At 65.5% G+C, this 14,561-nt stretch carries 11 protein-coding genes; 3 read left to right on the forward strand and 8 right to left on the reverse strand.

The features are described 5' to 3' along the window. The first annotated feature begins 3 nt into the window (after positions 1–3). The gene (locus F3H87_RS06135; RefSeq protein WP_149787714.1) at positions 4–1,215 is read left to right on the forward strand and encodes an efflux RND transporter periplasmic adaptor subunit; all 1,212 of its coding nucleotides are present in this window, start codon (positions 4–6) and stop codon (positions 1,213–1,215) included. A gap of 26 nt (positions 1,216–1,241) precedes the next feature. Here F3H87_RS06135 and F3H87_RS06140 read toward each other — a convergent pair whose 3' ends face one another. From F3H87_RS06140 to F3H87_RS06150, 3 genes are read right to left on the reverse strand one after another with little or no spacing between them, the layout of a single operon-like run. Beyond that, positions 1,242–2,810 carry an indolepyruvate oxidoreductase subunit beta family protein gene (locus tag F3H87_RS06140; protein WP_149787715.1) on the reverse strand — a complete coding sequence of 523 codons (1,569 nt, stop codon included), beginning with the start codon at positions 2,808–2,810 and terminating at the stop codon, positions 1,242–1,244. Further along, entirely contained in the window at positions 2,810–4,957 is a 2,148-nt protein-coding gene (locus F3H87_RS06145; RefSeq protein WP_149787716.1) for a thiamine pyrophosphate-dependent enzyme, read from the reverse strand. The genes F3H87_RS06140 and F3H87_RS06145 overlap by 1 nt, the downstream gene beginning before the upstream one ends. Positions 4,958–4,966: 9 nt before the next feature. Then, positions 4,967–5,449 carry a MarR family winged helix-turn-helix transcriptional regulator gene (locus F3H87_RS06150; protein WP_149787717.1) on the reverse strand — a complete coding sequence of 161 codons (483 nt, stop codon included), beginning with the start codon at positions 5,447–5,449 and terminating at the stop codon, positions 4,967–4,969. A 190-nt stretch (positions 5,450–5,639) separates the two neighbouring features. Here F3H87_RS06150 and mnmH point away from each other — a divergent pair, with 190 nt between their 5' ends. Next, positions 5,640–6,680: a tRNA 2-selenouridine(34) synthase MnmH gene (gene mnmH / locus F3H87_RS06155; RefSeq protein WP_149788204.1), complete on the forward strand. Its 1,041-nt coding sequence runs from the start codon at positions 5,640–5,642 to the stop codon at positions 6,678–6,680. Here the strand turns inward: mnmH and selD are convergent. Further along, positions 6,667–8,841, reverse strand: coding sequence for a selenide, water dikinase SelD (gene selD / locus F3H87_RS06160; RefSeq protein ID WP_149787718.1), 2,175 nt, complete (start codon positions 8,839–8,841; stop codon positions 6,667–6,669). The two genes, mnmH and selD, sit on opposite strands and share 14 nt — an antisense overlap. 98 nt (positions 8,842–8,939) lie before the next feature. Further along, positions 8,940–10,454 (reverse strand): malonate--CoA ligase, encoded by a 1,515-nt coding sequence (locus tag F3H87_RS06165; protein WP_149787719.1) that lies wholly within the window; start codon positions 10,452–10,454, stop codon positions 8,940–8,942. 83 nt (positions 10,455–10,537) lie between these two features. On the opposite strand from F3H87_RS06165, the gene F3H87_RS06170 reads away from it, so the two are divergent. Continuing rightward, positions 10,538–11,461, forward strand: a complete 924-nt coding sequence (locus F3H87_RS06170) for a DMT family transporter (protein WP_149787720.1) — start codon at positions 10,538–10,540, stop codon at positions 11,459–11,461. Positions 11,462–11,509: 48 nt separating this feature from the next. Here F3H87_RS06170 and F3H87_RS06175 read toward each other — a convergent pair whose 3' ends face one another. From F3H87_RS06175 to F3H87_RS06185, 3 genes are all read right to left on the reverse strand, one after another. Further along, positions 11,510–12,763, reverse strand: coding sequence for an NAD(P)/FAD-dependent oxidoreductase (locus F3H87_RS06175; RefSeq protein ID WP_317511117.1), 1,254 nt, complete (start codon positions 12,761–12,763; stop codon positions 11,510–11,512). A gap of 83 nt (positions 12,764–12,846) precedes the next feature. After that, on the reverse strand, positions 12,847–13,665 hold the full coding sequence (locus F3H87_RS06180) for an ABC transporter permease (protein WP_149787722.1): 819 nt from the start codon (positions 13,663–13,665) through the stop codon (positions 12,847–12,849). Between the two features lie 3 nt (positions 13,666–13,668). Further along, positions 13,669–14,559, reverse strand: a complete 891-nt coding sequence (locus F3H87_RS06185; protein WP_149787723.1) for an ABC transporter permease subunit — start codon at positions 14,557–14,559, stop codon at positions 13,669–13,671. Between the last annotated feature and the right edge of the window lie 2 nt (positions 14,560–14,561).

Genomic DNA, 14,561 nt, shown 5'->3' on the forward strand with positions numbered 1-14,561 from the left:
GTGATGCACCGACGCACCCGCCTGATCCTGATCCTGACCGCCGCCGTGCTGGTCGTCGGCGCGCTGTTCTGGGCCGCGTTCCGCCCGGTGCCCGTATCGGTCGATCTGGCCCGCGTGACGCGCGCGCCGATGCAGGTCACGGTCGAGGCTGACGGCACGACCCGCATCCGCGAGATGTACGATGTCGCGGCCCCGATTACCGGCACCGCCAAGCGTGCGCCTGTGCGGGTGGGCGAAGCGGTGATCGGGGACGAAACCATTGTCGCCATCGTCGAACCCGTCGCGCCCAGTCTTCTGGATGCGCGCAGCCGCCAGCAGGCGCAGGCCTCGGTTCAGGAGGCGCAGGCCGCGCTTGCCGTCGCCAACAGCGAGCGCGCCCAAGCCGAGGAAGAGCTTGTCTATGCCCAGAGCCAGTATGACCGCGTGCAGGAACTGGTGGAGCGCGGCGTCGCATCGCTGGTCCGGCTCGAGGATGCCTCGCAAATGCTGAACGTCCGCCGCGCCGCGCGCGACGCTGCGCAATCGGCCAGCGAAATGGCGCAAAGCACGCTTGAGCGCGCGCAGGCCGCGCTGATCGGCCCCGATACCGGGGGGTATTCCAATGGCGATTGCTGTGTCCAAATCACCGCGCCCGCCGATGGCGTGGTGCTGTCCATCGACCGGATCAGCGAACGCCCGGTAACTGCGGGGGAAACACTGCTGTCCATCGGCGATCCCGCCGATCTGGAGATCGTGGCCGACCCCCTGTCGCGCGACGCGGTGCGCATCCCGCCCGATGCCCGTGCCACCGTCGACCGCTGGGGCGGGGCGACGCAGCTTGAGGCGCGGCTGCGCCAGATCGAGCCGTCCGCCCGCACCGAAATATCGGCGCTGGGGATCGAGGAACAGCGCGTCGAGGCGATATTCGACATCACCGATCCCGCCGACCGGCGTCCGGGTCTTGGCAACGGCTATGCGGTGCGGCTGGCCATCATCGTGTGGGAGGCCGAAGAGGCCCTGCAGGTGCCGCTGGGCGCGCTGTTTCGCGTGGGCGACGCTTGGGCGTGTTTCGTGGCGCAGGGCAGCGTGGCGCGGCAGGTGACCGTCAACATCGGGGAACGCAACGACCGCATGGCGCAGGTGCTGGACGGGCTGGCCGAAGGCGATCAGGTGATCGTCCACCCCGGAGATACGGTGGCCGACGGTGTCCGTATCGAGGCAGCAGAGCCGGGATAGAGCCTGTTCAGGGTCGCAATACCGTCTTAGACGAAGGATCGGATTGTATTTAACGCGCCATCCAGCGCCGTGCCCTCCTCGTCCTGCAACGCGGCCTCGCGCAGGCGGGCAACCCAGCCGGGCCCGTCCTTGCGCCCGGCGACCAGTGCGGCGCCTTCCAGCACGCGGTCGAATTTCGACAGCCCCCGCGCGTGGGTGTCGGAATAGCCCTTGATCAGGCGCCGGCAGCGGATGATCTCGATCGCCATGCCATAGCGGTCGGGCAGGTGCGCCAGCGCGGTTTCCAGCCAGCGATCCAGATGCGCCACCTCGATCGCGTGGCGATGGGTTTTCAGCCGCCAGCCTTTCAAGCCGCCGACGACATAGAGCATCACGAACGCGCGCAGGCTGTCGGTGCGCATCCGGCGCCCCTTGTTGAACCAGCGGTCCAGCCGCGCCATCCATTTTGGATCGGCCTCGATCCGTGCGCCCATACGGGCGGGCAGCATCCCGGCGATTTCCTCGGCGCGGGGGTGCAGGAACTCGGTCAGGTGTAGCACCTGACCGTCACCGGCTCCCATCTCGGTGCGGATACGGTCGAACCGTCGCGCGCGGGTCTTCAGGTCGGCCACGCGAATGATGTCGTCATAGGCCATCGCGTTCGCCACGTATTTCGCGGCCTCGCGGGTCAGCTCATGGCCCTTTTCAGCGCTGTCCCGGGCAAGAATAGTCTCGATTCTGTCCAGATAGGCCGCGCCGTAATCCGCGTCCTGAAAATTCACAACCTTGCGCAGCCCGGGCAGGGCCATTTCGGCCACCGGCGCGGGCAGGGCGTTTGCGCGGGCGGCCAGCGCCTCCCATTTTTTCAGGGCCGCGTCCGGCCCCTTTGCGCCTGTGCCCGGCTTTGCCTGCGGTTGGGCGGATGGTGCATCACCGTCTTCCGGGTTCTGCGCGGCCTCGTATCCGGCGGCAAAGGCGCGCAGGCTGGCCTCGACCCCCTTGCCGCTGGCGCGGATCGCGTCCTCGAATGCCGTGCGCTCGAAGGGCAGGGTGCCCGAGCCGGCCAGCGCCCCGAAAAGCGAGGCAGAGATGACCGAGCCCTGCTGCACCGCCGCCTGTTCCATGTCGCCCATGATCACACGCGCGGCGGCGATTTCGGCGGCTGCGCGCACCTCGTCTGCATCGGCGATGCCGTCGCCGGGCGCCATCTTTTCCGACACCGCCAGCGCCCTGTGGGTCGATGCGATCAGGGTCGTGCGGTCCGGCGTGACAAAGCCGCGCATGATGGCGCGCCCGGCCTCCATCATCTCGGCGGCGATCAGGATGTCCACATCGCCCGATGCCGGCGCCAGCGAAAACACCGGATCGGGCTGGCCCTCTTCTTTCGGGGCCATTTCGACGTAATAGATCGTGGCCCCGGTGCGCTGCGCCACGCCCGCAACGCTTGTGGCCTGGCAGGCATAACCCTGCGCGCGCGCCAGCGATTCGATCCAGCCGGTCAGAACCCCGCCGCCCTGGCCGCCCACGGCCATGACCGCCAGCTTGATGATGCCGGCCAGCCGTTCATCCGGCGTGCGCTGGGCCAGTGCCCCGGAAATGCCTGTCTCTGCGTTCATCACGCCACCTCCGTCACGTCGAGGCGCCTGGCATCGCGCCGCGCCTGCAGCCAGCCGATCACCGCCTTGCGCTTGCCGGCCCACCATCTTTCGAATCCGGCGGGGTTATGCACCACATCCGCGCGGTAAAAGCTGGGGCACAACACGGCGGCATCGGCCACCTCGCCGCAATTGCCGCAGCCCACGCAAGTCTGGTCGATGCTGGCTACCGGATCGTCGCGCAGCGGATCGTCCAGCGTTTTCAGCGACAGCGACGGGCAGCCCGACAGCCGGATACAGGCGTGATCGCCGGTGCACACGTCCTCATCGACCCCGAAACGGGGCGCTTCGACACGACGGCCGTCCGCGATGGCCTTTTTCTTCAGCGGCTTTTCGCGGCGCTGGCGGTTCAGCATACATTCCGAGCTGGCAACGATCACCTTGGGCCCGTCGTATTCGGTGGTCAGCGCCTCATGTATGACCTCGCGCATCTTCGGCACGTCATAGGTGCGGTCGATCTGGCGCACCCATTCGACGCCCACGCCTTTCAGCGCCTTGGAAATGGGATTGTTCGTCGACTTCGTGTCGTTCTGCGCCCGTGACGACAGGATGTCCTGCCCGCCGGTGGCGGCGGAATAGTAATTGTCGACGATGATCGCCACGCTGTCGGATTTGTTGAACACCATGTTCCCGATCGAGGAACTGAGCCCGTTATGCCAGAATCCGCCATCCCCCAGGATCGAGATCGCGCGCCTTTCCCCGCCGCCATCGAAGGCGGCGTTCGACGCCGGGCCAAGGCCATAGCCCATCGTCTGCCCGCCGATCTCGAACGGCGGCAGCGAGGCGAACAGGTGACAGCCGATATCGCCCGAGATCTGGTGCTGGCCCAGTTCCTGCTGCACCAGCTTCATCGCGGCGAATATGGGGCGTTCCGGGCAGCCGGTGCAGAAGCCCGGCGGGCGGATCGGCACGGTGCCGGACAGGTCGGGAATTTCGGGTTTCGGTTCGTTCGGGGCCAGAACCGCGCCGGGCAGCATATCGGATGCGTGTTCCTTCAGGAACGCGGCCACACCGTCCAGCATCACCTGCCCGGTATATTCGCCCGCCAGCGGCAGCATGTCCTTGCCATGCAGTTTCACCGTTGAACCGGCACGATAGAGCATCGAGCCGAGTTGCTGCTCGATGAATTCCGGCTGGCCCTCTTCGATGACAAGAACGGCCTCTTTTCCTTCGGCGAAGGCCATGAATTCGTCGCGCACCAGTGGGTAGGTCACGTTCAGGCAATAGATCGGAATGTCGGTCTGGCCATAGATGTCGGCCAGCCCCAGCCGCTGCAGCGCGCGGACCACGCCGTTATACATGCCGCCCTGGCAAATGATGCCGATGCGGCTCTGTTCCGGCCCGAAACGTTCGTTCAGGCCATGTTCCATGATGTATTTCCCGGCCGCCGGCCAGCGTTTCTTAACCTTGTCCTGTTCATGCATATAGGACATCGGCGGCAGCACCACGCGGGAAAAATCCTTTTGCGGATTCGACAGCGCGTCACGCACCGAAAGGTTGGGGCGCTTGTTGTCGCGCGTGGCAAAGCTGCCGGTCACGTGGCACGCCCGGATGCGCACCATCAGCATCACGGGGGTGTTGCTGGCCTCGCTCAGTTCGAAACCGTCGCCCACCGCCTTGACGATCGAGCGCAGGTTGGGCCGCGGATCGAGCAGCCAGAACTGCGATTTCATGGCGAATGCGTGGCTGCGCTCCTGCATGATCGAGCTGCCTTCGCCGTAATCCTCGCCCACGATGACCAGCGCGCCGCCATTCACGCCCGAGGAGGCAAGGTTGGCCAGCGCGTCGGATGCCACGTTGATGCCGACCGACCCTTTGAACGTCACCGCCCCGCGAATGGGATAATGCACGCTGGCCGCCAGCATGGCGGCGGCGGCGGCCTCGGACGCATTCGCCTCGAATCGCACGTCCAGTTCCGACATCAGGTCTTCGGCATCGGCCAGAACGTCCATCAGGTGGGAAATCGGCGCGCCCTGGTAACCGCCGACATACCCGACGCCATTTTCCAGCAGCGCCTTGGTCAGGGCCAGGATGCCCTCTCCGGTAAAGGTATCGCCATCGCCCTTGCGAAGATGCGCGACCTCGGCCTTGAATGAGCGTTCCGCCATCTGTCCCCCTCAGAAATCGTGAACCCGCACGTTGCGCAGGATCTTTTGCAGCGTGCCGACAAGGGCACGCTGTTCATCGGCTGGAATGCCCTTGAACATCTGGGCATGGCTGTCCGCCATGTGCGGCCACAGCCGGTCATAGGCGGCGCGGCCCGCATCGGTCAGGTAGACGCGGGTGGCGCGGTTGTCGGTGCTGTCGGTTTCGCGCCGGATCAGATCCTCGCGCGCCAGACTGTCCAGCGCGCGCGACAGCGTCGACTGCTCGACCACCGCGTAAACCGCCAGCTCGCGGATCAATATACCGTCGACCACCGACAACACCGCCAGCGAGCGCATTTGCGGCGTGGTCAGCCCCAGCGCCGCCATCTCGTCGCGCAGGGAGGCGTTATACCGCCCCATGATGCGGTTCATCAGGTAGGGCGCGAAATTCTCAAGCCCCATGTCCCCAAGCCGCGGCGATGCCTCGGCGGTGATTTCGCGGTGTTCCGTCATGTACCCAACCTCTTGACCGGACTGTATGTGGACGTCTTGCGCCCTGCCTTTTGGCGGGCCTGGCGGCCCGTCGGTGCATCGGGGGCACAATATGGACAAATAAATGCATTTGCAAATATTAATCGGCAATTGAGATCGGGTACGCATGTCCCGTCTGGCCAAGGCGCGGGCGCTGTGGCATCTGGATTCCATGCCTGTTGCGCTTTCATCCCTGACCGATCTGGCCCACCTGCCGTTTGACGAGGTGATCGATGTGCGATCCCCCGCCGAATTCGCCGAGGACCATATCCCCGGAGCGATCAACCTGCCCGCGCTGGACAATGACGAGCGTGCGCTGGTCGGTACGATCTACAAGCAGGAAGACCCGTTCAAGGCGCGCAAGGTGGGCGCCGCGCTGGTCGCCCGGAACGCGGCGCGGCACCTTCAGGGGCCGCTGGCCGACCGAACCGGCGGATGGCGCCCACTGGTCTATTGCTGGCGGGGTGGGCAGCGATCGGGTTCCTTCACCTCGATCCTGCAGCAGATCGGCTGGCGTGCCGACGTGATCCAGGGCGGTTACAAATCCTACCGGCGGCTGATTGTGCAGGCGCTTTACGGTGAAACAGTGCCGCATCGTATCGTTCTGATCGACGGCGGAACCGGCACGGCCAAGACCCGGATACTGGCGCTTCTCGATCAGGCCGGCGCCCAGGTGATCGACCTTGAAGGGATGGCGAACCACCGTGGCTCCCTCTTCGGGGCGGTGGGCGAGCAGCCGGCGCAAAAGATGTTTGAATCGCGTATTGCCATGGCACTGGCGCAATCCGATCCGGCCAAGGCCCTGTTCGTCGAGGCCGAAAGCAACAAGGTGGGTGACCTGCTGATCCCGCCCGCCCTGTGGCACGCCATGCAGCGCGCCCCGCGCATCGCCCTGCGCGCGCCCGTGGCCGAGCGGGCGGCCTATCTGGTCCGCGCCTATGCGGACGTGACTGAAGATGCCAACCGGCTGGCCGCCACGCTGGACGCTCTCAGGCCCTATCACGCTGCGAAGCGGATCGAGGACTGGCAGGCGCTTGCCGCCGAACGCGCTTTTCAGGCGCTTGCCGCCGAGTTGATCGGGGCGCATTACGATCCCCGCTATCTGAAAAATGCCGGGGAGAGGGCGGAACATGAAACGCCCATCGACCTGCCCGCGCTGGACGATGACAGCCTGCGCGCGGCCGTGGCGCGAATCCTGTCTATTGCAGGGTGATACCGGCCGGGCCGTCGCCCAACCTGCCGATCAGCGCCGCACGGTGCCCCCGATCCACCAGTTTCGCCACCAACCCTTCGGCCCGGTCCTCCGGCACCGCCGCCAGGAACCCTCCTGCCGTTTGCGGGTCGTGCAGCAGGCGTGCCTTGGGGCTGTCCGGGCCAAAGACCGGCGCGGCATCGCGGTTGGGCTGGAACAGGGTCGAATAATGCCCCTGCTCTGCCAGTTCCACTGCGCCCTGATAGGTCGGGATGGCATCGAGGATCAGCGTGGCCGACACGCCCGATGCCCGGCAAATCGCCATCAAATGCCCGGCAAGCCCGAAACCGGTGACATCGGTCATCGCATGCGCGCCGCCCAGAATTTCGGCGGCATCGCCCTGCGTGCGCGCCATTTCCTCCAGCATCGCCGCGACATGCCGCCCGTTCGCCGCACGCAGCATGTCGGCGGCCAGGATCGTGCCGCTGCCGATCGGCCGCGTCAGGATCAGCGTGTCGCCGGGACGGGCGCCTGCCACGGTGATCGGCGGGGCCTCGGCCAGTCCGGTGATCGAGAACCCGACCGTCAGTTCGCTGCCCATGGTGGAATGCCCGCCGACAATGGCCGCACCGGCGGCGGTAAAGACATCATTCGCCGCGCCCATGACCTCGTCCATCGTGCGGGCCTGCAACTCGGGCGACATGCGCGGCAGGATGACCTGCGCCAGCGCCGCCTGCGGCCGGGCGCCCATCGCCCAGATATCGCCAAGCGCGTGCACCGCCGCGATCCGCGCCATCAGCCAGGGATCGTCGATGAAGGCGCGCAGGTGATCGGTGGTGATGACCTGCCGCTGCCCCCCGACCTGCAACACCGCCGCATCGTCCCCCGGCCCGGTCAAGATGTCGCCGCGTGCCGGCATTTTCAGCCGTGTCAGAGCCTGTTTCAGAACATCGCTGCCCACCTTGGCCCCGCAACCGCCGCATAGCGGCTTGTCGTCCAGGATCGCCGCGACACCATCCGCCATCTGTTCGGGCCGCGCGGGCGGGGCCATCTGCGGCAGGTCATCGAGGCTTTGCATGAATTTCGTGTCGATCCGGTTCTTCCACCGCCACAGCAGCGGGCCTGCAACGGCAAAGCCCAGCTTTTCGGCCAGCGCCGATTTCCCGCCCAGCGAAATAAGCTTCAGATAGTCCCTTTGCGGCCTGAACCGGCGCAGCGGCCGGCCGGTCACCGCCGCGCGCAGGTTGTCATGCAGGACCGGCGCGGCGCGCACGGCGAAAACCCCCGCCTTGGGGCGGGGATGGGCGGCCATATGCGCGCAATCCCCGCAGGCGAACAGCGCCGGATTGCCCTGCACCTGCAGCGTTTCGTCGATATTGATGAACCCGTCTGTCAACGGCAGGTCGGTGTTTGACAGCCACGGGTGCGGATAGGCCCCCGCCGCCCCGACGACCAGCGCGGCGGATACCGTGCCGCCATCCGGCAGGGTCACGCCCGCGTCGGTCACGGCCTCGACCCGCGTGTTGGCAAGAAAACGGATACCTTGCCTTGCCATTTCTTTCTGCAGCTTGCGGCCCGTCGCGGGCGGAACGCCGGTGATGCCGCCGGTGCCTTCGATCACGGTGATCTCGGGCACCGCCCCGTCCTGCCGCAGCGCGTGGCCCATCGCCATCGACAGCTCGACCCCCGCAACACCGCCGCCGATCACGGCAACGGCGGGCAGGCTTTCGCCTTTCGCCACCCCGGCCCGAAAGCGCCGCCAGCGCTCGGAATAGAGATCGAGCGGCTTGGCGCCCGTCGCATGGTCGGCAAACCCCGGCAGACGGGGCATTTCGGCAGTAATGCCGATATCGACCGAGGCAATGTCGTAGGCGACCGGGGGCCGCTTTTTCAGGTGAATCAGTCTCTTGTCACGGTCGATACCCACCGCCCGGTCGATGATGACGCGTGCACCCGCGAACCGGGCCAGCCGCACCAGGTCGATCTCAAGCTCTTCACGGGTGTAATGGCCCGCGATATGGCCGGGCAGCATACCGGAATAGGGCGCGGTGGGGCCGGGGTTGATGACCGTCAGCCGCACGCCGGGCAGCGGGTCCATCCCCCATTTCCGCAGCACCAGCGCATGGGTGTGTCCGCCGCCGACCAGAACGATATCGCGCGTCAGGGGGATGGGCATCTGCATGGTCGGGCCTCCGGCTGATCCGAAACTGGTCTGTCACGCAGGCCCGGGCGCGGCAAGGCGCCCTGTTGTCACAAGCGGGCCATCACCCTGAAAAGGCTCTATTCCGGCTGAAACAGGCCTTTGTATGCGTCGCGCAGCACGTTCTTTTGCACCTTGCCCATCGTATTGCGCGGCAGCGTGTCCACCACCACCAGGTCGCGGGGATGCTTGAACCGGGCAAGGCTGTCGCCAAGCCCGGCCATGATCGCGTCGCAATCGGGTTCTTCTCCGGGGCGGCGGGCCAGGATGCCCACCGGCGTTTCGCCGAAATCGGGATGCGACACGCCGATCACCGCGCTTTCCAGCACGCCGGGCGCCTGGTCCAGCACCAGTTCGATCTCCTTGGGATAGATGTTGTAGCCGCCGGAAATGATCAGATCCTTGCCGCGCCCCACGATGGTGACATAGCCATCCTTGTCGATCATCCCCAGGTCGCCGGTGATGAAGAACCCGTTTTCGCGCAACTCCTCGGCCGTCTTTTCCGGCATCTGCCAATAGCCCTTGAACACGTTGGGACCGCGCACCTCGATCGTGCCTATTTCACCCTGGGGCAGTTCGTTCCCGGCCTCATCGCAGACCTTCAGCTCGACACCCGGCAGCGGAAATCCCACGGTGCCGGCGCGGCGCTCACCCTCGTAGGGGTTCGAGGTGTTCATATTGGTTTCGGTCATGCCGTAACGCTCAAGGATGCGATGGCCCGTGCGCGCCTCGAACGCGCGGTGCGTTTCGGCCAGCAACGGGGCTGACCCGGAAATGAACAGCCGCATGTTCCGTGCCACATCGACGGTGAAATCGTCCCGATCCAGAAGGCGGGTGTAAAAGGTGGGCACGCCCATCATCGACGTGGCACGCGGCATGTCGCGGATCACCGCCCCGGCATCGAAACCGGGGTAAAAGATCATCTGCGCGCCCGTGAGCAGGCAGATATTCGTGGCCACGAACAGCCCGTGGGTGTGAAAGATCGGCAGCGCGTGCAGCAGAACGTCATCCGACGTGAAGCGCCAGTAATCGCTCAGCACCTGTGCATTCGACAGCAGATTGTCCTGCGTCAGCATCGCGCCCTTCGACCGCCCCGTCGTTCCCGACGTATAAAGAAACGCCGCCAAATCGTCCTTTTGCCGTGGAACAGTCTCGAATTCCTCGGGGTTGCCCGCGGCCGCATCGGCAAAGCTGCCGCTGCCGTCGGCGTTCAGAACCTCCTGCCGCACGCCGGCCTTTTCGGTGACGGGTGCCAGCGCCCCGGCGTTCCTGCCATCGCAGAGAAATAGCCGTGCCCCGCTGTTCTCCAGGAAATAGGACACCTCGGCCGGCGTATAGGCGGTGTTGAGCGGCAGAAAGATCACGCCGGTCTGGGCGCAGGCGGCATAGACGGCCAGCGCCTCGGGCGACTTGCCGACCTGCACCGCCAGCCGGTCGCCCGGTTCCAGCCCGAACCGCGCGATCTGATGGGCAAACCGCGCGGTCATGCGCAAAAAGGCATCGTGGGTCAGCGTGCCGCCATCGGGCAGATGCAGAAATACCGTGTCACGCCCTGCATGGCGGGCGAAAAGCGTGTCGTAAAGCGGATTGGCCATCTGGTTTCCCCTGCGTCTTTGGTGTTGTAGTGCCATAGGGTGCAGGGCCGGTCCAGCGGTCTTGCCTGTCCGGGGTTTTCGACATGCAGCCGATCAAGGGCATATTCTTCAAACTGGGGTCCGTCACGCTGTTCATCGTGATGTCCTCGCTGATCAAGGCCACGGCGGATCACGTGCCGCCGGGGCAGGCGGTATTCTTCCGGTCCTTTTTCGCCATTCCGGTGATCTTTGCCTGGCTGTGGATGCGGGGCGACCTGGCAACGGGGCTGCATGTGCAGTCACGCCTTGCGCATTTCTGGCGCGGTTTCGCGGGCACCTGCGCGATGGGGTTGATGTTTGCGGGGCTCGGTCTGCTGCCCTTGCCCGAGGTTACGGCGCTTGGATACGCCGCGCCGCTGCTGACGGTGATCTTCGCCGCGATGTTTTTGGGCGAGGATGTGCGCGCCTTCCGCCTTGCCTCGGTCGCGCTGGGCCTTGCGGGGGTTCTGATCGTGCTGTCGCCGCGCCTGACCGTCTTTTCCGGTGAACAGGTGGCAAGCACCGAGGCGCTGGGCGCGATGCTGGTACTGATGGGCGCGGTCTGCGCGGCGCTGGCGCAGATCTACGTGCGCAAACTGGTGCAGAGCGAGCAGACATCGGCCATCGTGTTCTATTTCTCGCTGACTTCGACGGCGCTGTCGCTGCTGACCCTGCCCTTTGGCTGGGTCGTCCCCTCCCCTTGGGAGGCGGGCCTGCTGGTGCTGGCGGGGCTGCTGGGCGGCACCGGGCAGATCTTCCTGACCTCGGCCTATCGTTATGCCGATGCCAGCGTCGTGGCGCCGTTCGATTACGCCTCGATGCTGATGGCGATCCTGATCGGGTATTTCGTGTTTTCCGAAGTGCCGACGGTACAGATGCTGATCGGTGCGGGGCTGGTGGTCATGGCGGGTGTCGCGATCATCTGGCGCGAGCATGCGCTGGGATTGAAACGCGACAAGGCGCGGCAGGGCATGACCCCGCAAGGCTAGCGCGGGGCGCGGGTGGTGTGGCAGTGAGTATTTCAAGAACGATGAAGCTCAGGACAGCCGGTCCCTGATCGCGGCCATCGCATAGATTGCGGGCATGATCGCGCGGCGGAACTGTCCCAGCGGAAAGCGTTTGGCCGGGGCTTGCATGATCGCGGGATAGCGGCGTTCGGGTGTGCGCCCAAGCGCCAGATCGGCCAGCAGCGCGCCGGTATAGCTGCCCATCGCCACGCCGTTGCCGTGATAGGCGAAGCCGGCAAAGCTGTTCCGCAGGCCCGGAATCGGCCCGCAATACGGCACAAGGCCGGCCGACAGGCATACCATGCCCGACCAGTTATGCGGGCTTTCGACATGGGCCCAGGCGGGGAACATGGTTTCGAAATGCTGCCGCGTGGTGCGGATCGCGGCGGCATCGGCGCGGGGCGACGACATCAGCCCGCCCCGCCGCCCGAACAGGAAACGGTTGTCGGGCATCAGGCGGAAATAGTGCAGCAACACCCGTGAATCGAACGCCATCTGCGCGCTGGTCCATCCCGCGGCCTGTGTCTCGGCCCCGGTCAGCGGGCGGGTGACCAGCACGTTCGATTGCGCCGGCATATAGCGCGCGGCCATCCAGCCCGGCACATCCTCGGAGCTGTAGCCGTTCGTCGCCAGGATCAGGCGACGGGCCAGTATGCGTCCGTTGGGCAGGGTCAGAGACTGGTTTTCACCCTCTTCCCCGATGCGAATGACCGGGCTTTGACCATGGATGCGGGCGCCTGCGGCCTCGGCCGACAGAAGAAGGCCGTTCAGGTATTTCCGGGGGTTCAGGGCAAAGCCCAGCGGCAGCGTGGCCCCGCCGTGAAACGGACCCGACAGGCCCAACCGGTCGAGATCGCCCGCATCGTGCAGGGTCGGGGTTACGCCGTAATCGCGTGTCGCGTTGCCGGCCTCGGCCTCGATCCCGCGCATGGCTGCGGGGGAATGGGCCAGCAGGGTTTCGCCCCTTGAATGGGTGTCGGCGTCGATGCCGTGGCGGTTCAGCAGGTCGGCGACAAGGGCGATGGCATCGGCCTCGGTCCGGCGCCAGTCGGCGCGCGCGGCCTCGCCGAACTGGCGGCGGATCATGGCGTCGTCGGCCTTGGCCCCGCCAAGGCAGCAGAACCCGCCATTGCGCCCGGACGCGCCCCAGCCGGGATGCTGCGCGTCGACAACCACCACATCGGCCCCGGCCTGCGCCAGGTGCAGCGCGGCGGAAAGCCCTGTGAACCCGGCCCCGATCACCGCCACATCGGCGCGGATATCGCCGGTTGCGGATGGGCGCATCAGGGCGGAATCAGGCACTGTTTCGGCCCAATAATTGCCTGCCACGGGGGCAGGGCCATAGGCGTGGTCGCTGAAGATATGCCTCATGCGGTGCGGGCGGCGGCCTGTTCGTCGCGCTGCTGCATCAGGGTGGCCCGTTTCGAGATGACCGAGGCGGTGATGACCCCCACCGTCACGATGGCGATCATGATCGTGGACAGTGCGTTGATCTCGGGGCTGACGCCCAGCCGCACCGCCGAGAAGATCTTGATCGGCAGGGTCGTGGCCGACGGCCCGGCGGTAAAGCTGGCGATCACCAGGTCGTCCAGCGACAGCGTAAAGGCCAGCAGCCAGCCCGAGATAACGGCCGGCGCGATGATCGGCAGCGTGACAAGGCGGAAGGATTCGAACGGCGTGCAGCCCAGATCCAGCGCCGCCTCTTCCAGCGAGCGGTCGAAACCGACCAGCCGCGAGGACACGACGACCGAGACATAGCACATCGAAAAGGTGGTATGCGCCAGGATGATGGTCAAAATCCCCCGGTCCAGCCCGATACCGATGAACAGCAGCAACAGCGACAGGCCGGTGATCACCTCGGGCATCACCAGCGGCGCATAGATCATGCCGGAAAACAGCGTGCGGCCATGAAACCGCCCCGCGCGCACCAGCACATAGGCCGCCATCGTGCCGAGAACCGTCGCGATGGTCGAGGATGCGACAGCCACCTGAACCGTGACCCAGGCGGCATCCAGGAACGCCTCGTTACGGAGGAGTTCACCATACCATTTCGTGCTGAACCCCGCCCAGACCGTCACCAGCTTGGATTCATTGAAGCTGTAGATCACCAGGATCACCATCGGCAGGTACAGAAAGGCAAAGCCCAGCGTAAGGGAGGTGGCGTTGAACCAGGTCATGCGGCGCATGGCTTACCCCTCTCTCTCGCGTTGTTTCTGTTCGTTGCGCTGGAACAGGATGATCGGGATGATCAGGATCAGCAGCAACAGGACCGCCACGGCGCTGGCCACCGGCCAGTCGCGGTTGTTGAAGAATTCCTCCCACAGCACCTTGCCGATCATCAGCGTGCCCGACCCGCCCAGCAGCGACGGGATCACGAATTCGCCTATGACGGGGATGAAGACAAGGAAACAGCCCGCGATGATGCCCTGTTTCGACAGCGGGATGGTGACCAGCCAGAACGCCGACAGGCGCGAACAGCCCAGATCCTCGGCCGCCTCCAGTAGCGAACCGTCCAGCTTTTCCAGCGTCGCATAGATCGGCAGGATCATGAAGGGCAGATAGGTATAGACGATGCCGATATAGACCGCGGTATTGGTGTTCAGGATCGTCAGCGGCTGGTCGATCAGGCCGATCCATGACAGGAACTGGTTCAGCACGCCCTCGGACGACAGGATGCCCATCCAGGAATAGACGCGGATCAGGAAACTGGTCCAGAACGGCAGGATCACCAGCATCATCAGCGTGGGCCGCCACTGGTCGGGCGCCATCGCCATGCCATAGGCGATGGGATAGCCCACCAGCAGCGTCAGCAGGGTCGATATCGCGGCGATTTGCAGCGAGCTGAGATATGCCTTCCAGTAAAGGTCATCCTCGGTCAGGAACCGGAAATTCTCGAAATCGAGCTCGGCAAAGAACGCCTTTATGCCGACCCAGCCCTCGGACAGGTCCAGCGTGGGCAGGTAGGGCGGGATGGCCAGCGCGGTGTCCGACAGGCTGATTTTCAGCACGATCAGGAACGGGATCAGGAACAGCGCCAGCAGCCACAGATACGGCACCGATATGAGGACCAGCCGCCGCATCC

Source organism: Lutimaribacter pacificus (assembly GCF_900142185.1).
Classification (GTDB): Bacteria; Pseudomonadota; Alphaproteobacteria; order Rhodobacterales; family Rhodobacteraceae; genus Lutimaribacter; species Lutimaribacter pacificus.